At 63.7% G+C, this 19,028-nt stretch carries 16 protein-coding genes and 1 pseudogene; 9 read left to right on the top strand and 8 right to left on the bottom strand.

Going from position 1 to position 19,028, the window contains the following annotated elements:
• Positions 1–7: 7 nt before the first annotated feature.
• A complete protein-coding gene (locus LB564_RS03240; RefSeq protein ID WP_224534888.1) occupies positions 8–1,843 on the bottom strand; it encodes a monovalent cation:proton antiporter-2 (CPA2) family protein in 1,836 nt (611 codons plus the stop codon).
• Positions 1,844–2,001: 158 nt separating this feature from the next.
• Here LB564_RS03240 and LB564_RS03235 point away from each other — a divergent pair.
• The 3 genes and pseudogenes from LB564_RS03235 to LB564_RS03225 all read left to right on the top strand — a co-directional run bounded on the left by LB564_RS03235 (position 2,002) and on the right by LB564_RS03225 (position 4,703).
• Positions 2,002–2,983 (top strand): annotated as a pseudogene (locus tag LB564_RS03235) (AraC family transcriptional regulator).
• Positions 2,984–3,043: 60 nt separating this feature from the next.
• Complete coding sequence (locus LB564_RS03230) at positions 3,044–4,252, top strand: MFS transporter (RefSeq protein WP_224534886.1); 1,209 nt, start codon at positions 3,044–3,046, stop codon at positions 4,250–4,252.
• Positions 4,253–4,436: 184 nt separating this feature from the next.
• A complete protein-coding gene (locus LB564_RS03225; protein WP_027029131.1) occupies positions 4,437–4,703 on the top strand; it encodes a hypothetical protein in 267 nt (88 codons plus the stop codon).
• Between the two features lie 89 nt (positions 4,704–4,792).
• Here the strand turns inward: LB564_RS03225 and LB564_RS03220 are convergent, their stop codons facing one another.
• The 4 genes from LB564_RS03220 to LB564_RS03205 all read right to left on the bottom strand — a co-directional run bounded on the left by LB564_RS03220 (position 4,793) and on the right by LB564_RS03205 (position 8,606).
• Positions 4,793–5,344 (bottom strand): hypothetical protein, encoded by a 552-nt coding sequence (locus LB564_RS03220; protein ID WP_224534884.1) that lies wholly within the window; start codon positions 5,342–5,344, stop codon positions 4,793–4,795.
• Between the two features lie 121 nt (positions 5,345–5,465).
• Positions 5,466–6,551 carry a YcjF family protein gene (locus LB564_RS03215; protein ID WP_224534882.1) on the bottom strand — a complete coding sequence of 362 codons (1,086 nt, stop codon included), beginning with the start codon at positions 6,549–6,551 and terminating at the stop codon, positions 5,466–5,468.
• Positions 6,548–8,026: a YcjX family protein gene (locus LB564_RS03210; RefSeq protein ID WP_224534880.1), complete on the bottom strand. Its 1,479-nt coding sequence runs from the start codon at positions 8,024–8,026 to the stop codon at positions 6,548–6,550. The genes LB564_RS03215 and LB564_RS03210 overlap by 4 nt, the downstream gene beginning before the upstream one ends.
• Positions 8,027–8,102: 76 nt before the next feature.
• Complete coding sequence (locus LB564_RS03205; RefSeq protein ID WP_224534878.1) at positions 8,103–8,606, bottom strand: SixA phosphatase family protein; 504 nt, start codon at positions 8,604–8,606, stop codon at positions 8,103–8,105.
• Between the two features lie 275 nt (positions 8,607–8,881).
• Between LB564_RS03205 and dksA the strand changes: the two genes are divergently transcribed.
• Positions 8,882–9,298: an RNA polymerase-binding protein DksA gene (gene dksA, locus LB564_RS03200; RefSeq protein WP_006202025.1), complete on the top strand. Its 417-nt coding sequence runs from the start codon at positions 8,882–8,884 to the stop codon at positions 9,296–9,298.
• Between the two features lie 134 nt (positions 9,299–9,432).
• Here dksA and LB564_RS03195 read toward each other — a convergent pair whose 3' ends face one another.
• Positions 9,433–10,188, bottom strand: a complete 756-nt coding sequence (locus LB564_RS03195; RefSeq protein ID WP_224534876.1) for a flagellar biosynthetic protein FliO — start codon at positions 10,186–10,188, stop codon at positions 9,433–9,435.
• A gap of 328 nt (positions 10,189–10,516) precedes the next feature.
• On the opposite strand from LB564_RS03195, the gene cckA reads away from it, so the two are divergent.
• Positions 10,517–13,093 (top strand): cell cycle histidine kinase CckA, encoded by a 2,577-nt coding sequence (gene cckA / locus LB564_RS03190; protein WP_224534875.1) that lies wholly within the window; start codon positions 10,517–10,519, stop codon positions 13,091–13,093.
• A gap of 87 nt (positions 13,094–13,180) precedes the next feature.
• Positions 13,181–13,894, top strand: coding sequence for a DeoD-type purine-nucleoside phosphorylase (locus tag LB564_RS03185; RefSeq protein WP_224534872.1), 714 nt, complete (start codon positions 13,181–13,183; stop codon positions 13,892–13,894).
• On the opposite strand, the gene LB564_RS03180 is transcribed toward LB564_RS03185, so the two are convergent.
• On the bottom strand, positions 13,891–14,190 hold the full coding sequence (locus LB564_RS03180; RefSeq protein WP_140701458.1) for a ribbon-helix-helix domain-containing protein: 300 nt from the start codon (positions 14,188–14,190) through the stop codon (positions 13,891–13,893). The genes LB564_RS03185 and LB564_RS03180 overlap by 4 nt on opposite strands.
• Positions 14,191–14,419: 229 nt before the next feature.
• On the opposite strand from LB564_RS03180, the gene LB564_RS03175 reads away from it, so the two are divergent.
• The 3 genes from LB564_RS03175 to LB564_RS03165 all read left to right on the top strand — a co-directional run bounded on the left by LB564_RS03175 (position 14,420) and on the right by LB564_RS03165 (position 17,042).
• Positions 14,420–14,815 carry a VOC family protein gene (locus LB564_RS03175; RefSeq protein WP_140701457.1) on the top strand — a complete coding sequence of 132 codons (396 nt, stop codon included), beginning with the start codon at positions 14,420–14,422 and terminating at the stop codon, positions 14,813–14,815.
• A 79-nt stretch (positions 14,816–14,894) separates the two neighbouring features.
• Positions 14,895–15,425, top strand: coding sequence for a gluconate 2-dehydrogenase subunit 3 family protein (locus LB564_RS03170; protein WP_224534870.1), 531 nt, complete (start codon positions 14,895–14,897; stop codon positions 15,423–15,425).
• A 45-nt stretch (positions 15,426–15,470) separates the two neighbouring features.
• Positions 15,471–17,042, top strand: a complete 1,572-nt coding sequence (locus LB564_RS03165; RefSeq protein ID WP_224534868.1) for a GMC family oxidoreductase — start codon at positions 15,471–15,473, stop codon at positions 17,040–17,042.
• Between the two features lie 65 nt (positions 17,043–17,107).
• Here the strand turns inward: LB564_RS03165 and LB564_RS03160 are convergent, their stop codons facing one another.
• The gene (locus tag LB564_RS03160) at positions 17,108–19,021 is read right to left on the bottom strand and encodes a PhoX family protein (RefSeq protein WP_224534866.1); all 1,914 of its coding nucleotides are present in this window, start codon (positions 19,019–19,021) and stop codon (positions 17,108–17,110) included.
• Positions 19,022–19,028 lie beyond the last annotated feature (7 nt).

The raw sequence follows: 19,028 nt of genomic DNA, 5'->3' as shown, positions 1-19,028 counted from the left end.
CTCCTGTTCAATCGGTGGTTTCGGATTTATGAAGGACGCTGGCCGTTTCCTCGTTGAGCGCCTGGCCGGGACGGCGCGGCGTCGACAGCGGGGTCGGGATCGGCGTACCGATATTACCCCTCAGGAAGCGTTGGCCGGCGCGGATGCCCTCGGCGAGCTGGGTTTCGAACCGGTCGGTGTCGCGGCGCCTGACATCCTCGATCGTCTCGGCGACGTCTTCAGGATCGACGCCGAGCGATTCCAGGGCCGAGCCGCCGAAAACCAAAGCCGATTCGAAAGTTTCGCGCAGTTGATAGTCGACGCCGGCGCGAATGAGCTGCAGGGCCGTGCCGCGGTCGAAGGCACGCGCCAGGACCGTAAGCAAGGGAAACTCGGCCTTGACGAGCTCAGCGATGCGAACGGCGACATCGGCCTTGTCGACGCAGATCAGCACGGCCCGCGCCCGGCCGGCGCCGGCGGCATGAAGGATGTCCAGCCTTGTGCCGTCGCCATAATAGACCTTGAAGCCGAAATCGGCCGCCGCCTGGATCATCTCGACATCGTTGTCGATGATCGAGACGTCGATGCCGCGCAAGAGCAGCGGCTGGCTGGCGATCTGGCCGAAACGGCCGAAGCCGATGATCAGCACGCTGCCGGTCAGGCCGTCGGCGACATCGACGCCGTCCAGCGATTGCTCGTCGCGCGGCGTGACATAGCGCAAGGCAATGATTGCCAGTGGGGTGAGCACCATGGAGATGATGACGATCGCCGTCAGCGTCGCGTTCGCCTGGCCGTCGATGATGCCGACGGCCGCTGCCGCCGAATAAAGCACGAAGGCGAACTCACCGCCTTGCGCCATGAAGACCGCGCGTTCCAGCGCCTCGCGGTGGCCTGATTTCAGGACGCGGGCGACGATGTAGATGCCGATGGCCTTCATCACCATATAGGCGACGACATAGACGGCGATCAGCTTCCAGTTCGCGGCCACGACATGCAGGTCGAGCGACATGCCGACGGCGAGGAAGAACAGACCGAGCAGGATGCCGCGAAACGGCTCGATGTCGGCTTCGAGCTGATGGCGGAAGGTCGATTCCGAGAGCAGCACGCCGGCCAGGAACGCACCCATCGCCATCGAGAGACCGCTGAGCTGCATGGCGAGCGCCGAGCCGAGCACGACGAGCAGAGCCGCGGCCGTCATCACCTCGCGCGCACGGGCATCCGCCAGGATGCGGAAGAAGGGGTTGAGCAGGTAGCGTCCCGCCACCACCAGTCCGACGATCGCGGCGAGGCCGATGCCGACCTCGGTCAAGCGCTCCGACAGACTGGTGTCGGCGCCGCCGGGCGCCAGGAAGGCGATCAGGGCCAGCAGCGGCACGATGGCCAGGTCTTCCAGCAGCAGGATGGAAACGATGCGCTGGCCTTTGGGCGAGGCCATTTCGCCGCGCTCCTCCAGAAGCTGCATGACGATGGCCGTCGAGGTCAGCACGAAACCGGCGCCGGCGACGAAGGATTGCGCGATCGGAAAGCCTCCGGCCATGCCGACAACGGTCAAGAGCACCGCGCAGACCCCGACTTGAAGCGCGCCCAGCCCAAAGATCTCGCGGCGCAGGCCCCAGAGCCGCGACGGCTGCATTTCCAGGCCGATGATGAACAGGAACATGACGACGCCAAGCTCGGCGACATGCAGGATGGCTCCCGATTCGGAAAAGACGCCGATGCCGAACGGGCCGATCACAACGCCGGCGGCGAGATAGCCGAGAATCGAGCCGAGGCCCATGCGCTTGAAGATCGGCACGGCCACCACGCCCGCCGCCAGCAGCGCCACCACCTGAATGAGATCGCTCCCCGATGCCTCTGCCGCCATGCGCTGTCCCTTCTCGTTCAGCACTCCTTGCATGCAGTGGGAGCGGGAGGCAAGGGCGGGAGGCCTGCCAGGAAGGGTAGGGTGCCGTTGGCGCGACTCCCTGGATGGAACAACGGTCCGCGCTTGTCTGCCGGACGTTCGGCATCTATATCAGCTATATGCTTGACCGTTCGTCCCAGCCGTCTTCGCCGTCCCATATCCCGATGGATGCGCTCAGTGAAGTCCTGCAAGACTTTCGCTTGAGTGGTGTCAACTATGGCCGCTGCGAGCTCCGACACCCGTGGAGCATAGAATTTCCGCAACAACCGCTGCTTCGGTTTCACTTTGTCGGCCAGGGTCCATGCTGGATTCATACCGAAGCGCAGGGATGGCAGGAGTTGCGCGACGGCGATCTGGTGCTGCTGCCGCAAGGCATCGGCCATCGGCTGGCGAGTGCGCCCGATGTCGTCGGCTCCTCCCTCGAGGGTTGCCAGGTGACCAAGTTGGGGGGCAACGTCTGCGAAGTGATAAGGCAGGGAACGGGCGCGACAAGCACGCTCTTCTGCGGCTCGATGAGCCTGGGTTCCTGTGCGCTTAATCCATTGATCACGTTGATGCCGCCTATCATCAAGGGTTGCGATGTGGCCGGCAACGACCCGGTCGTCGGTCCTTTGCTGACGGCTATGACGGTGGAGGCCGCGCAACCGCAGATGGGCAGCGCCACGATTCTGTCGCGTATGGCGGACCTGCTGACAGCCCGGCTCATCCGCTGTTGGGTCAATTGCAACGGCGCCTCGACCACCGGTTGGCTCGCGGCCATCCGCGACCCCCATATCGGCCGCGCTCTGGCAGCCATGCATCGAGACCCCGGCCACGCCTGGACGCCTCGCCGGTGTGGCAGGCCAATCGCGATCGATTTTCGCCGAGCGTTTCAGCGCTGTATTGGGCGAGGGTGCCGCACGCTATCTCGCCCGCCTGCGCATGCAGCTTGCCCGCGAGTTGTTGGGGCAAAACGGCTTGTCGGTCGCCGAAGTCGCTACCCGTTTGGGCTATGATTCCGAGGCATCCTTCGCTCGCGCGTTCAAACGCATCACCAATGTCTCGCCGGGCATTGTGCGCCGCACAATTCCCGGACGAATAGATATGAATTTCGGATTTTGAGACACATATCATCCGACGGGACTCGTCTATGAAGATCTCCAACCTTTGGAGATCCTTCCCGTGACTGACACAACATTACAGCTTGAAGACGCCGCGATCGGCCTTGATGCCGATGCTCCAGCCGCATGGAGCGCAGCCACCTGGTTCGCGGTCCTTTCACTGGCGGCCACCAGCTTTGCCCTGGTGTCCGCCGAATTCCTGCCGGCAGGTCTATTGACGCCAATGGCCCGCGATCTCGGCATCAGCGAGGGAACGGCCGGTCAGGTCGTCACCGCCACCGCTTCCGTCGGCGCCGTGACGGCCATGTTGAGCAATGTTCTCATCGGCCGATTGAACCGCAAGACGGTGCTGGTCGGTCTCATGGCCTTGGCGATCGGCTCCAATATTCTTGCGGCGCTGGCGCCCAACTTCTGGCTGTTGTTGTTGGGCCGGGCCGGACTGGGGATCGCGCTCAGCGCTTTCTGGGCACTTTCGGTTGCCGTGGTTGCGAGACTGGTTGGCGCCAATGCGACAGGCCGGGGCATGGCTATCGTCACCCTCGGCGTCTCGCTCGCCACCATTGCCGCGCCGTCGATGGGGGCGTTGATCAGCGACTGGCTGGGATGGCGCAGCGCCATGGCCATGACTGCGGGGCTGGCCGTGTTGGCCATGCTGGCGCAATTGCTCAGCCTGCCGACCTTGCCCGCGACAGCTAGCAACAGTCTCGCGGACGTATTTCGGCTGACACAGCGGCGCGGCATTCAAATCGGCATGCTGGCTATTGTCCTGCTGATGACGGGGCATTTTGCTGGCTCTGTCTATGTGCGCCCCTTCCTCGAACACGTGACGCTGCTTGCGACAGGTCCTATTGCCTTGGCCCTGCTCGGGTTTGGCATCGCCGCCGTGATCGGCAACGTTGCCGGCGGCCGCATGGCCGACGCCAATATTCACATGGCTCTCGTGGTCACCGCCGCCTTGATGGCGGTTGCGGCGCTGGCATTGGTGCTTTGGGGCGTGCACATCGGCGTTGCCTTCGGGTTCGTCACGCTTTGGGGCTTCGCCTTCGGCATGGGGCCGGTGGTGCTGCCAACCAATCTGTCGCGTGCGGCACCTGACGCGCTGGAAGCAGCGGGCAGCCTGATGGTCGTCTCTTTCCAGGTGGCGATCACGATCGGCGCGGTTGTCGGTGGCTATGTCGTGGACACCTATGGCGCCACGGCGCCCTTGACCCTTACAGCCGTCCTTGCCGCATCGACAGCCGTGCTTGCGTTGCTGCAGCCTCGCGGCTGAACTTTGCCCCCAGTCGACATAGGCGGCCCGAAATCCGGGCCGCCGCATTGTTGCAGGCGCATTACACAAGTTTACGCCATGCAACGCGTTGCGTCCTGCCACAATCGAAGGCTAAGGACGCTCGGCTTCGGCCATTGGAGGGTGGGCGACGATCAAGTCGCGCCCTTTTGAGGAGATGACTGACATGAAGAAGTTTTTGCTCGTTGCCGTCGGGCTGGCGGTGCTTGCCGGTTCGGCCTGTTCAAAGGCGCCGGAATGCACGACCGAGATTGCGACCAAGAAGGCGCAGGACATGGCCGCAGCGCTGCAGGAAGCGATCACCAAGGACCCGTCCAAGGCGGCTGACCTGACGGCCAAGGTCCAGGCGGTGACGACCAAGTATCAGGGTTCCACGACCTTGGCCGACGCCTGCAAGGCGTATGACGAGGTGACCGCGGCGATCAAGGGCTGACGCCCGGTTCGTCCGTTTCGAAAAGGAGGCGGTGGCGATGGGCCGTCGCCTCTTTCGTTTTAGGGGGTCGGGTAGGGCGCGATACGCGCTCAGTTCGGCGCGATGGAGCCGACTTCGACGGCGTCGACCCGCTTCAGGCTCATGCCGATGACCGGCACCAGCTGGTCCTGCACGCGCACGGCGACCGTCACCGTCATCGAATTGTCGTCGGGAATGCGGGCCTGCATGACGCCGCGCAACTGGTTGCGGTTGATGGTGAAGACCACCTTGCGGGCGTCGACGACATTGCCGCCGATGATATCCAGGCCCGCCCCGGCCGAGCCGCCCATGAAAGAGCCCTTGTAGTCGCGGCCCTTGCGCTCGATCCTGGCCGACATCGGCTGGGTGAACACGCCGACCCGGCAGCCGCCGTCAAGCGTCATGCCCATCTTGCCGTCGGGCGTGGAGCCGGTGAAGCTGCAGTTGAATTTCGTGCCCTTGTACTTGCCGGCGACGATTTCTCCGGGGCCGACCCACTTGCCTTCGGCTGACTGGAAAAACTGCTTGTCGGGCTCTCCGGCGCTGGCCCCCGAGGTAAGACCGGCGACTGCAGTGATCGCCGCGGCCAAGGGCAGGATGCTGGACAGAATTACGCTTTTCATCGACGACACCGGCAACAACGAGGCTGTTTGAGACCGGTTTGACCATGAAGAAGATTGGTTAATGCTTCGTCACCTCGGGCCTCGAAAGCGCAATCCGGCAATGCCGCGAAAGAGATGCGCGTCATTTGCCTGGCTCGTCCGTTTCGGCGCCTTTCCTTGTCGCGAACGATGTCAGCGCGGCGAGGAAATCGCCCAGTCCCGGGCGCCTGGCGGCGCTGAAGGGCAGAGGGCGCGCCGTCTCCATGGCCGCGATGCCGATGCGCGCCGTCATCATGCCGTTGACGACGCCCTCGCCGAGCTTGGCCGAGAGGCGAGCCGCCAAGCCGTGACCGACGATCTGCTGGACAAAACTGTCGCCGACGGCGATCGAGCCGGTGACCGCCAGATGCGCCAGCACGCTGCGTGCCAGGCGGAAGAAACCCAGCGTTCCGGGCCGTCCGCCATAGAGTTCCGACAGGCGGCGGATGAGGCGCCCCGCCTCGAAGACGACATAGGCGACATCGACGAGCGCGCGCGGGCTGACCGCCGTCACCAGCGAGACGCGCTTGGCGGCCTCGAGAATCATCACCTTGGCCCTGGCATCGAGGGGGCCGAGAATCTCGGCTTCCGCCAGGCGCACCAGATTGGCGCCGTCGATGATCTCGCCACGCAGTTCAGCCAGCGCGCGCCGGCCGGCCGCTGTCTCCGGTTTGGCCGCGACAAAGGCCGACAGCTCATCGACCACCGCGCGTGCCGCCTTCGGATCGTCGCGAGCGATGGCGTCGAGGGCGCGCTTCTGCAGCTTTTCGACCTCCGCAAGGCGGGCAATGGCCAGGAATTCGCGAATCAGGATCACCAGAAGCGCCAGCAGAGCAATCGCCGTCATGCCGGCGGCGAGCCAGCCCAGCCATTGCGCGCGGGCAAAGAGATCGCGTATCAACTGGTCGGTCCACAGGCCGACAGCCAGCGAAACCAGCACGCCGAACGCGCCGAAGAAGATGCTGCCGAGAACAGAGCGTTTTCTGGGGGCGACCGACGGCGGCGGCTCGGCGGCAACAATGTCGGTTTCGTCGAAGACGTCGACCTCCGCCGGGATGACCAGCGCCACATCGGCCTTCATCGGGCGGGGCTTGCGCGCCGGTTCGGCCTGGCGTGGTTGGGGCGCGTTTTGTTTCAGCGCGGCTTCCGGCTCGATACGGAATGCCGCCGGTTTGCGGGGCGCGGTCATGCCAGATGATCTCCGATCAGGAACTGCAAGGCGCGGTCGAGCCTGATATGAGGCAGCGACAGCGTGACGCCTTCGGCCGTGCGTTCGAGTTTCGGCGGACGAAACCGGACGAAGCGGATTGCCGGGTCGGTGGAGTCCCGCCTGTGATCCGGTCCCGAAAGGTCGAACACAGCATCAATGTTTTCCGGTAAGTCTCCAGGAAATATGGCTGTTTCCGTCGTTCCGTCGAAGGTCTCGCCATTGATTTTCTCGCCGGCGATCGGCGTGCCGATGATGACAGGCAATGTCTCCCGGCCTTGTTTGACCGTGCCTTCGCGGGTGGCGCGCACCGCCGCCATGGCGACCACGTCGACATCGGCGCCAGTGAAATTCGCCCGCGCCACCGCCCGGTCGGCCAGGCGTCGCACGATCGCCTGCAACCGGTCATGGCTTTCGTGATGCAGATGATCGGCCTTCGTCGCGGCGACCAGGATGCGGTCGATACGCCGGGAGAAAAGGTCGGTGAGGAAGCTGCCCCGGCCGGGACGGAAACAACCGAGGATCTCGGTGACGGCGCGTTCCAGGTCGGCCATGGCGCCGGGTCCGGCGTTCAGCGCCTGCATGGCGTCGATGAGCACGATCTGGCGGTCCAGCCGCGTGATATGCTCGCGGAAGAACGGTTTGACGACATGCGTCTTGTAGGCCTCGTAGCGCCGTTCCATCATGGCGTGCAACGAACCGTTGCGCGCCCGCCCGTCGCCGAGGCCGGCCAGCGGCGCGAAGGTCAGCGCGGGTGAGCCTTCGAGGTCGCCGGGCATCAGGAAGCGGCCGGGCGGCAGGGTCGAAAGCGCCCGCTCGTCGAGCTTGCAGGCCTTGAGATAGGCGGCGAAGCTTTCAGCCAGCCGGCGTGCCGTCATTTCGTCGGCGTCGGCATTCGGATCGATTTCCGCCGAGATCGCCCGCCAGGCCCGCGACAGGTCCTCGCGCACCGGCAGCGTGGCCATTTCCAGGGCCTCGCGCGAAAAATCGGCGAAGGATTTGCCGAGCAGCGGCAGGTCGAGCAGCCATTCGCCGGGATAATCGACGATGTCGACCGACAGTTTGCCCGACGAGAACATGCGGTTCCAGCCGGAGGCCGATTCATATTCGATCGTCAGCCGCAGTTCTGAAATGGCGCGGGTCGAGTCCGGCCAGACGCGATCGTTGACCAAAGCGGCGATGTGGTCCTCGTACTGAAAACGCGGCACGGCGTCGTCAGGCTGCTGTTCGAGGAAGGCACGCGCGATACGCCCGGATTTCTGCGCCTCGAACAGCGGCAGGCGTCCGCCGTGGATCAGATTGTGGACGAAAGCCGAGATGAAGACGGTCTTGCCGGCACGGGAAAGACCCGTGACCCCCAAACGCAGCGATGGAGAAAAAAGCCCGGTGGCGCGTCCCGACAACGTGTCGAGGGCAATTCTTGCCTCGTCGGTGAGGGTGGTCAGCGATGATGCCAAAATATGATCTCTCGGACTTGCATCCGCCCGATATAGGCGCTGAAACCCGGCTTTGAAATGGCGCTGGGGACCGGCATCACAGATCGGCCGGTGTCAGGAACGCTTCGAGATAGCCCGCGCCCTGGGTCGCTTTCGCCAGATCGCCGGGAAAACGGACAACCGCCAGGCCCGAGGTCGGAAAGCCATGATTGAGCATTGTGCGTTCCGTCTCGCCACCATCGCCCGAAACCGCCATGGCGAGATCCTCCGTCATCGGGTTGTGGCCTATGACCAGCAAGGAACCGGGTCCGCCATGCTCCTGGATGAGGCGGAGATAGCCGGCCGCGTCCTCGCTGTAGAGCGAGTCGAAAAACAGCACCTTGCCTGTATCGGTCTGGCCGGCCAGTCCCTCAAGCGTTTCCCGGGCGCGTCTGGCATTGGAGCACAGCGTCAGGTCCGGCACATAGGAGCGGGATCGCATCGCACTCCCCAGCTTTTCGGCGTCGGCGTGGCCGGATGCATCGAGTGGACGATCGAAATCACGCATGCCCGGCAAGGCCCACCCGGCCTTGGCGTGTCGCAACAGATACAGCCTGCTCACCCAACCTCCAATGATGCTCGAAAGCTGAAGTCCTGCCGCGATTAGCCACGAGAAAGCCGCAGGCACAATGGCGCGCGTGTGTCAGCGCGGCGAATCACCTGCAGGGGGAACGGCGTGGATCGTCGTACTTTCGCCATCAAAACAGATTTATCCGGCTCCGGAGAAGGCCGGAGACACACTTTAACAATTGCGTGAGTCGGTGGCTGATTGCGCTTGTGCAGGCGTCTGGTGGCGAATATATAGGCGCCAAATTTGGGGCTGTTTGGGTGAGTCGAATGAACGACATCGTTACCGCCGATTACGTACCCTCCGAAGACGAGCCGTTCATGAACGAACGGCAGAAATCCTACTTCCGCCTGAAGCTCGTCACCTGGAAAAATGACATCTTGCGCGAAGCGCGCGAAACCCTCGAAATCCTGCAGCAGGAAAACGCCAACCATCCCGATCTCGCCGACCGCGCCTCTTCGGAAACCGACCGCGCCATCGAGCTCAGGGCCCGCGACCGTCAGCGGAAACTCATCTCGAAGATCGATTCGGCGCTGCAGCGCATCGATGAAGGCACTTACGGCTATTGCGAAGAGACGGGTGAGCCGATCGCGTTGAAGCGGCTCGACGCGCGCCCGATCGCCACCTTGTCGATCGAAGCGCAGGAGCGGCATGAGCGTCGTGAAAAAGTCTATCGCGACGACTGACGGGGCGCCTTCGCATTGATTCCCAAATGGCCGGTTCTCCGGCCATTTTTGTTTGCTGCTCGCCGCGCACTGCAACAGGCCAAGGCACGCTTGAACGTCGACCGGCTCAATTCACTGGCAGCCGCCGGCCCAAATCATCTCTTCTGGCTTGAAAGTTCGCCCAACAGCCTGGTCATTTCGTCATCGAGCGACGGCGGCGCCTTGGCTGCCGGTTTGCCGACCGGGCCGCCTGAGCGGGGCTGGTCGAGCGAAACCTCGAGTTCCTTCATCAGCGTGTCGTCGATGCTGTCTTGCCTCGGCGGCGGCGGAGGCGTGTGCTTGACCACGTTGGCGTTGGCGGAGCCATAGGCAGGCAGCGGCGTGACATTGGTCGACTGATAGGTTTGCACGGGCGGTTTCGGTGCGGGCGCCGGGGCCGGTGGCGGCGCTGCCGGACGCGGGCGGGCAGGCGCTGCCATGGGCGCCGCCTGCGGAGGCGGTGCTTGTCTGGGGGGCACGGGAGCGGGCTGCGGCGGCCGCGGTTTCGCGGCCGGCGCCGCTGTGGCGGCGACAGGCTGCGGGCCGCCATCTCCGGTCAACGCCGGACGGCGCGGCGCGGCGAGGCGGATGTCGCGTTCGACAACGACGTCGGTCGGGCCGCCGATCAGAAGCAGATGTTCGATGTCGTCGCGTCGCACCAGCACCAGCCGGCGATGGCTGTCGACGGCGGTGGCGTCCATGACGGCGAGCCGCGTCTTGCGGTTGCGGCCACCGGCGACAAACGTGCCGAAGGTCAGGTTGCGCACGAGCCTGATGATGACGAGAACGATGACCAGCAGGATCAGCGCCGCGAAGGTCCACAGGAGTGCCGCCGCATAACCGGGGCCCGCCACGCTATCCAGCCACTGCATTGGTTTCCCCTGATCGTTTTGGAAAGTGACGCGACACTAGACCGTTGCGACTGGCTACCGCAAGTTGCCTTTCACGCATCGTGAACAGCTTGAAACACTGGGAAGGCCGGCCAACATGATTTTTATCCGACATTTGCGGCCCGGGCCTTTTCCGGACTAGGAGAATGTGATTCAACCGGCTAAAGCGCGTCGCGCTGAAACGGATTCATGCGACGCGCTTCAGGTTCTTGTTTTTCATGCATGTCGTTTTCCCAAAACCGCAGTCACTTTTGGGCGATATGCATTAGGGGCGGGTGTCGGAACCTCGGATTTCACGAGCAGGGGGCATATGGCCAAGGAAGCGCGCGGCGATTTCTATCCGGTACCGATCGTCGACCAGAATACGCGACCGGGCGCGGTCACCCGCCTCATCATCTTCATCGTCGTCCTGACGGGCGCGGCAATCGCCTTCGGCCTTTTCCGCGAGCGCCTCGGCGATCCCTTCCTGCTCGGCATGCTCGGCGTGCTGGCGATGATCGGTGTCGGCTTCCTGTTCGCGACCGCGATCGGCTTCGTGCAGATAACGCCGCGCTCGACGGGCGACGAACTGTCCAAGGCTTTCGTCGATTCGATGGGCCAAGGCCTGCTGGTGACCGACACCAAGGGCCGCGTCGTCTACGCCAACCGCGCCTATGCCGATATGACGGGGGCCTCTTCGGCCGCCGACCTGAAGACGGTCGAAGGGTTGCTCTCGGATGTCCCCGAAGCCTCTGTGACCATTTACCGGCTGGCATCCGGCTTGCGTGACGGGCAGCCGGGCGACGGCGAGTTCCGGCTCGCGCAATCGATCCGGCCCGGCGCCGAACCGGGTGCCCGCTGGTACCGGGCGCGCGCCCGCGCGTTCAGCGTTCCGGGCCAGCGCTTGCCGATGCTGGCCTGGCAGCTGGCCGACATTTCGCAGGAACGGGCCGAGCAGGAACGTTTCTTCCTCGATCTGCAGAAAGCCATCGATCACCTCGACCACGCACCGGCCGGTTTCTTCTCGGCCGACCAGGATGGCCGCGTCACCTACATCAACGCCACGCTGGCCGGATGGCTGGGCATCGATCTTGCCAGCTTCACGCCGGGCGCCGTCACCTTGCCCGATATCGTTGCCGGCGACGGCATGGCGCTGGTGCGCTCGGTCAAGGCGGACCCCGGCACGACGCGCAATGCGGTCGTCGATCTCGACCTGACGACGATGACCGGCGAGGCACTGCCGGTGCGCTTCATGCATCGCGTTTCGGCGAGCCGGGAGGGCGTCAGCGGGCCAACCCGCACTATCGTGCTCAACCGCACGCAAGGCGAGGATGCCTCGGCCGATCTGCGCGCTTCGGAAGTGCGCTTCACCCGTTTCTTCAATTCGACACCGATGGCGATCGCCGGTGTCGATGCCAGCGGGCGCATCCTGCGCACCAACGCGCCTTTCCTGTCGCTGTTTTCCTCGGTCGTCGACCGCGATGCCGTCGATCGCCGCGTGCGGCTCGACACGGTGATCCACGACCGCGACCGGCCGGCCTTTGCCGCCGCGTTCGAGAAAGCCCGGCAGCGGCAGGCTGACATCGATCCGATCGACACCGTGCTGCCCGGCAATGAAGAGCGGCACATCCGCTTCTACGTCAACGCCGTCGCCGACGGCACCGGCGGCGAAGGGGCCGAGGAATCGGCCATCGTCTACGCCGTCGAGACGACCGAACAAAAGGCGCTCGAAGGGCAGATGGCGCAAAGCCAGAAGATGCAGGCCGTCGGCCAGCTCGCCGGTGGCATCGCGCACGACTTCAACAATGTGCTCACCGCCATCATCATGGCGTCCGATCTGCTGTTGACCAACCACCGGCCGTCGGATCCGTCCTTCCCCGACATCATGAACATCAAGCAGAACGCCAATCGCGCGGCCTCGCTGGTCAGGCAGTTGCTGGCCTTCTCGCGCAAGCAGACGCTGCGGCCGGAGGTGCTCAACCTCACCGACGTGCTCGCCGATCTCAGGATGCTGCTTGCCCGGCTGGTCGGCAACGACATCAAGCTCAAGATCGACCATGGCCGCGACCTGTGGCCGGTCAAGGTCGATATCGGCCAGTTCGAGCAAGTGGTGGTCAACCTGGCGGTCAACGCGCGCGACGCGATGCCGGCCGGTGGCGATCTTACCGTGCGCACCCGCAACGTGACCACCGAGGAGTGCAAGACCTTCCCCTACCGCGAACTCACGGCGGCCGATTATGTCGTGGTCGAGGTTGAGGATACCGGCTCGGGCATAGCGCCCGACGTGCTGAAGAAGATCTTCGAGCCGTTCTTCACCACCAAGGAGGTCGGCAAGGGCACGGGCCTTGGCCTGTCCATGGTCTACGGCATCATCAAGCAGACCGGCGGCTTCATTTTCTGTGATTCCGAAGTCGGCAAGGGATCGACCTTCCGCATCTTCCTGCCGCGCCACATCGCGGAAGCGAAAAAGGCGGCCGAGCCCGGCGAGGCGCCGGCCGCGGCGCCGGCCAAGCCGGCCGACAACACCAAGGACCTCTCCGGATCGGCGACGGTGCTGCTGGTCGAGGACGAGGATGCCGTGCGCATGGGCGGCATGCGGGCACTAACCTCGCGCGGCTACACCGTGCATGAGGCGTCCTCCGGCGTCGAGGCGCTGGAAGTGTTCGAGGCGTTGGGCGGCAAGGTCGACATCGTCGTTTCCGACGTGGTGATGCCGGAAATGGATGGGCCGACGCTGCTTGGCGAGTTGCGCAAACGCCAGCCGGACATCAAGTTCGTCTTCGTCTCCGGCTATGCCGAGGATGCATTCGCCAGGAACCTGCCGGCGGACGCGCAATTCGGCTTCCTGCCAAAGCCGTTCTCGCTCAAGCAACTCGCCACGATCGTCAAGGATGTGCTTGAATCCTAGGTATTTCCAGCACCGCGCCCCTTGCACAACGCCGTAACAACGCCATGATTATTGACAATACGGCAGGCCGGCTTGGGGGAGCAGCTGTTGACGCCACACATAGAGGCAGCCAAGGGCGACTACGCCGACACGATTTTGTTGCCGGGCGATCCGCAGCGCGCGGAATGGATGGCGCGGACATTCCTGGACGGGCCACGCTGCGTCAATCGTCGACGCGGCACTCTCGGCTTTACCGGCGCGTTTCGCGGCAGGCCTGTCAGCATCCAGGCGACGGGTATCGGCGTTTCATCGTTCCTGATCTACGCGCATGAATTGCTTGATTATTATGGCGCCCGAACACTGATCCGAACTGGGACCTGCGGTGGCCTGAGCGCTGAAACAAGGCTGCGCAGCCTTGTGATCTCGCAATCGGCACGGCCTGAAAATACCGAGAACGGCCGGGTCTTTGGCCTTTACGAAGCTGACGCCGGCCCGGATCCGGCGCTGCTCGCTTGCGCATTGGCCAAGGCAGCCGAGCTCGGCATCGACCACCACGCCGGCCTGACAGCCTGCACCGACATATTTTACCACCCTGACGCGCGTGCCCGCTATGCCGACGCGAGGGCGCTCGGAGCGCTGGCCGTAGACATGGAAACCAGCGCGCTCTATCGCATCTCGGCGCATTTTGGCGCGAGGGCATTGTCGCTGCTGACCGTCGTCGACAATCTGGTGACCGGCGAGCAGACCGACTATTCCGAACGCCAGGAGCTTTTCACCGATATGAGCCGTCTGGCATTCGAAATCGCCGCGCAAGGGCGCTAGGCCGCCTCCCGCTTCAGCACCTCCTCCATGGATGGCCTGTGGCCACGCAGATAGAGTGCGCAGGTGGTGCGCAGCATCGACGCGAAGTTCGGAATCTCGCCGTTGATCTCGATCGCTTCGTCGTAGAGTTTCGAGATGAATTTCGGCGTCGTCAGGTTCTGGCTTTCGGCGATTTCGTCAAGCAAGGCCCAGAACGTCGCCTCGAGCTGGATGCTGGTCGAATGTCCGTCGATGCGGATCGACCGGTTGATTTGGCGATAGCCTTCCGGATCCTGTGCGGCAAAGACTCTGCACATCGTTACCTCCCATTTTTGTTGGTCTTGGGCGCCGACGGGGCGGTCGGTGCCTTTTGAACACTGCCTGCGATTTCATCTTCGACCGGACGGTCGAGAACGGCAATCAGACTTTCGTCCTTACGAGCCGACATAGCCGTTTTTGCTATCTCATGCGTGGTAATTGGCTGCCACCACCTTTCTTCACCAGCGCGCATAATCACCTTCGAAGCACGAAGCTGCGGAGTTCGATTTGGCGAAGGCAATCCACACCATGATCCGGGTTCTCGACGAAGCCCGGTCCATCGATTTCTACACCAGGGCATTCGGCCTGGAGGTCGCCCAACGGCTGGATTTCGAAACGTTCACGCTGGTCTACCTCGGCAATGCCGATGCACCTTTCGAGGTGGAATTGACCGTCAACAAGGGGCGTGCGGAGCCCTATGCGCTGGGCGATGGCTACGGCCATCTGGCGGTCTCGGTCGCCGATCTCGACAGCGAGCACGACCGGCTCGGTGCGCTCGGCCTCGACCCGAAGAAGATCGTCGAGTTCAACCGCGACGGTTCGCTGATCGCCCGCTTCTTCTTCATCGAGGATCCCGACGGCTACAAGATCGAGGTCCTGCAGCGCGGAGGGCGCTTCCAATAGGGAACAACCGGCCGCGCGGACCGGCGCGGCGCCAGCAACGGCACTCTTTCGAGTGCGAACAGCAAGCAGGGAGGAAAATATGGTCACGATCTACGAGAGGAAGCCAGGGCTTTCACGGCGCGAGCTTCTCAAACGCGGCGGCGCGGGTGCGTTGCTTGTCATTTCGGGCAGCGCGATCATCAGCCCGCAGCACGCCTGGGGGCTGGAAACCTCGTCTCTGAAGCCCGAGACGATGGCGACGCTGATCCAGGTGGCGCGCGACATCTATCCGCATGACCAGGTGCCGGACAAATATTATGCCATCGCTGTCAAGGGTCATGACGAGACAGCCGCCAAGGATCCCGCCCACAAGGAACTGATCGAGAAGGGCATTGCCGATCTCGACAAGAAGGCCGGCGAGGGCGGCTATCGCGGGCTCGGCTGGGAAGAGCAGCGTGTGGCGCTGCTCACCGAGATAGAGAAGACGCCCTTCTTCCAGGCGGTGCGCGGCGGCCTGGTCGTCAGCCTCTACAACCAGAAAGAGGTGTGGCCGATCTTCGGTTACGAGGGCGAGTCCTACTCCAAGGGCGGCTACATCGCGCGCGGCTTCAGCGACATCGAGTGGCTCTGAGCTGCTTGGTCGAACCGCATCCAATTGATTTCATGGGAGGAAACCATGGCAGCAGCATTTGATCTGAAAAACGACGGCGTGGTCGTCATCATCGGCTCCGGCGCCGGCGGCGGTACGCTCGGCAACGAACTGGCGCAGAAGGGCATCGACGTCGTCATCCTCGAGGCCGGCGCCCGCCACGAATATGAGGACTTCATCAACGACGAGTGGGATTCCTTCGCCCAACTCGCCTGGACGGACAAGCGCACCACATCCGGCGACTGGCGCGTGGCCAAGGATTTTCCCAATCTGCCGGCCTGGATCGTCAAGTCGGTTGGCGGCTCGACCACGCACTGGGCGGGCGCATCGCTGCGCTTCCAGGAGCATGAGTTCAAGACGTTGTCGACCTACGGCAAACTGGAAGGCGCCAATCTTCTGGATTGGCCGATCACGCTTGCCGAAATGGAGCCCTATTACGCCAAGGCGGAAGCCAAGATGGGCGTCACCGGCACCAATGACTGGCCGAGGCTGCCGGGCAACAACAATTTCAAGGTGCTGAAGGCCGGCGCCGACAAGCTCGGCTACAAGGAATGCCATACCGGCAACATGGCCATCAACTCGGTGGAACGCGACGACCGCAATTCCTGCCAGCAGACGGGCTTCTGCTTCCAGGGGTGCAAATGGGGCGCCAAATGGTCGACGCTCTATACCGAAATCCCGAAGGGCGAGGCGACAGGCCATCTCGAAGTGCGGCCGAACGCCATGGCGATCAAGATCAACCACGACGCCAGCGGAAAGGTCACCGGCGTCGTTTATGCCGACAAGGACGGCAAGCTGCAGGAGCAGAAGGCCCGGATCGTGGCGGTCGCCGGCAATTCGATCGAGAGCCCGCGGCTGCTGCTCAATTCGCAATCGGCAAAATTTCCGCACGGGCTTGCCAATTCGTCGGGGCAGGTGGGCAAGAACTACATGCGCCACACGACGGGATCGGTCTATGCGATCTTCGACAAGCCGGTGCACATGTATCGCGGCACCACCATGGCCGGCATCATTCGCGACGAGGCGCGCCATGATCCATCGCGCGGCTTCGTCGGCGGCTACGAGTTCGAGACGCTGTCGCTTGGCCTGCCGTTCATGGCTGCCTTCCTGGACCCCGGCGGCTGGGGGCGTTCCTTCACCACGGCACTCGACCATTACGACCACATGGCCGGCCTGTGGATCGTCGGCGAGGACATGCCGCGCGAGGAGAATCGCATCACGTTGCATGCCGACGAGAAGGACGAGCACGGCATGCCGATCGCCGACGTGCATTTCGACGATCATCCCAACGACACGGCGATGCGCAATCACGCCTACAAGCAGGCCTCGGCGCTCTACGACGCGGTCGGCGCCACGCGCACCTTCCCGACCCCGCCCTATCCCTCGACCCACAATCTCGGCACCAACCGGATGAGCGAGAAGGCGGCCGACGGCGTCGTCAACAAGCATGGCCAGGCGCATGACATCAAGAACCTGTTCGTGTCGGACGGCAGCCAGTTCACGACCGGTGCGGCTGAAAACCCGACATTGACCATCGTGTCGCTGGCGATCCGCCAGGCCGAATACATCGCCGCGCAGATGTCGGCCAAGACCATTTGACCTCCCGACTGCCTGCTGGCGCGGGACCCGAGAGGGTTCCGCGCCTTTTTTGTGAGTCTACGGCTTCATGCGCCGACCGGCTGGCCATCCTTGCGGCGGATGGCGACGACCGACGGTCGAGGCGGTTGGCCATCCCTGAAATCGGGCCATAGCGACTGCGCCTTGTCGAGCGTTTCGGCATCCTCGGACGGATGCTGAACCGAAAGGAACAGCGTCGTGCCATCCGGCGTGAAGCACGGTCCGGTTGCTTCGGCGCCGTGCGGGCAGGTGAAGAGCAGTTTCGGCAGGCCACGCGCGGCACCTTCCGTATCGACGCCATAGACGCCGTCCGGCAGGCCAAAGTCATTGGCGCCGTCGGTCGCTACCCAGAGGCGGCCGGCCGGGTCGAAAGTGATGTTGTCGGGGCAGACGAACCAGCCATTGTCCGAGGTGTCGGGATGGAAGGTGGCGCCGACCTTGGCATCGCTGGGGTTGCCGCACAGCACGAACAGGTCCCAGGCGTATTTGTCCGCGGTGTGGTCGGCATCGGCGCCGCGGCCGCCCGGAGGGATCAGTTCGACGATGTGGCCCCAGAGGTTTTCCGGCCGCGTGTTGGCCGGATTGACCTTGGATTCGTCGCGCTTCTTGTTCTTGGTCATGACGGCGTAGACGCGGCCGGTGACCGGATTGGTCTCGATGTCCTCCGGCCGGTCCATCGGGGTCGCGCCGAGCGCGTCGGCCGCAAGGCGTGTCTTCAGCAGCACCTCGGCCTGGTCGGCAAAGCCGTTTTCGGCGGTGAGCTTGCCCTGGCCATGAACCAGCGGCAGCCAGGTCATCGAACCATCGGCGTCATAGCGGGCGACCGAGAGCACGCCGTCGTCCAGCAGATCCTTGGCCGAAGCCGGGTTCGCCTTATCGTAGGCCCCGGCCGAGACGAAGCGGTACATGTATTCGAAATAGTCGTCGTCGCCCATATAGACGACGATCCGGCCGTCCTTGTTGAGGACGACCGTAGACGCCTCATGCGACATGCGGCCGAGCGCCGTGCGCTTCACCGGCTTGGACTGGGGATCATAGGGGTCGATCTCGACCACCCAGTCGAAGCGGTTGGGCTCGTTCGGCTCCTTGTCGATGTTGAAGCGGTCATGGAAGCGGCCACGGCCGTAAATGTCGGAACCGTCAAAGCCATAGCGGTCGAGAATGTCCGAGGTCGGCGCTTTTTTCGGGTCACCGCCAAACAGGTCGGAAACGCCTTCCTCGCAGGTCAGCACGGTGCCCCAAGGCGTAAAGCCGCCGCTGCAATTGTAACTCGTGCCGAGCACCTTTGTGCCAGTCGCATCAGCGGCGGTCTTGAGCAGCGCATGGCCGGCCACCGGCCCGGAGACGGTCATTTCCGTGTTGGCGGTGATACGGCGGTTGAGCGGGCTGTCCTCGACGGTTTGCCACTTGCCATCCTTGAGAATGACTTCGACGATCGAGTGGCCCATCGCCGCGAGGCCGAGATCGACCTGTTCCTTGCTCATCATTTTGCCGGCGCCGTCCTCGGTCATGCCGGGAAACATCACGTTCGGCGAAATGTACTCGTTGTTGACGCAAAGCAGGCCGTGGTCGGAATTCACCGAGCCTTTGGGCAGCGGCATGAAAGCGATGTAGTCGCAATTATAGCCGAAACGCTTCTCCTGCTCGTCGGCCGCGATCGCATTGCCGTCGAAATCCGGCAGGCCGGCGGCGAGCGGATCGCCCCAGCGCGCAACGATGGTTGTTTCATAGCCATCGGCGGCGGCGTGGGTCTTGTCGTAGACGCGCTTGAGTTCGGGGAAGCCGAGTGTGGAAAGAGCAGCGGCCGCATGTGTTTCGTCGGCAAATAGCGAGCCGACAAAGCTACCGCCGGCGATCAATGCGCCGGATGCAAGGCTGCCTTTCAGGAGCGCGCGGCGCGAAACGCGCTCGGCGATGACGTCGCGAATGACGGGGGAGGATGAAGACGGGGAATTGGCCATGGTGTCT

This window comes from Mesorhizobium sp. ES1-6 (assembly GCF_020164775.1).
Classification (GTDB): domain Bacteria; phylum Pseudomonadota; class Alphaproteobacteria; order Rhizobiales; family Rhizobiaceae; genus Mesorhizobium.
This window is presented reverse-complemented; position numbering and strand designations above follow the sequence as displayed.

Bases quoted from the DNA above. Each gene is read 5' to 3' on its own strand.
- dksA (WP_006202025.1), top strand. From the start codon at position 8,882: ATGAACGACATCGTTACCGCCGATTACGTACCCTCCGAAGACGAGCCG.
- LB564_RS03225 (WP_027029131.1), top strand. From the start codon at position 4,437: ATGAAGAAGTTTTTGCTCGTTGCCGTCGGGCTGGCGGTGCTTGCCGGT.
- LB564_RS03240 (WP_224534888.1), bottom strand. From the start codon at position 1,843: ATGGCGGCAGAGGCATCGGGGAGCGATCTCATTCAGGTGGTGGCGCTG.
- LB564_RS03215 (WP_224534882.1), bottom strand. From the start codon at position 6,551: ATGACCGCGCCCCGCAAACCGGCGGCATTCCGTATCGAGCCGGAAGCC.
- cckA (WP_224534875.1), top strand. From the start codon at position 10,517: ATGGCCAAGGAAGCGCGCGGCGATTTCTATCCGGTACCGATCGTCGAC.
- LB564_RS03160 (WP_224534866.1), bottom strand. From the start codon at position 19,021: ATGGCCAATTCCCCGTCTTCATCCTCCCCCGTCATTCGCGACGTCATC.
- LB564_RS03170 (WP_224534870.1), top strand. From the start codon at position 14,895: ATGGTCACGATCTACGAGAGGAAGCCAGGGCTTTCACGGCGCGAGCTT.
- LB564_RS03195 (WP_224534876.1), bottom strand. From the start codon at position 10,188: ATGCAGTGGCTGGATAGCGTGGCGGGCCCCGGTTATGCGGCGGCACTC.
- LB564_RS03220 (WP_224534884.1), bottom strand. From the start codon at position 5,344: ATGAAAAGCGTAATTCTGTCCAGCATCCTGCCCTTGGCCGCGGCGATC.
- LB564_RS03180 (WP_140701458.1), bottom strand. From the start codon at position 14,190: ATGTGCAGAGTCTTTGCCGCACAGGATCCGGAAGGCTATCGCCAAATC.
- LB564_RS03165 (WP_224534868.1), top strand. From the start codon at position 15,471: ATGGCAGCAGCATTTGATCTGAAAAACGACGGCGTGGTCGTCATCATC.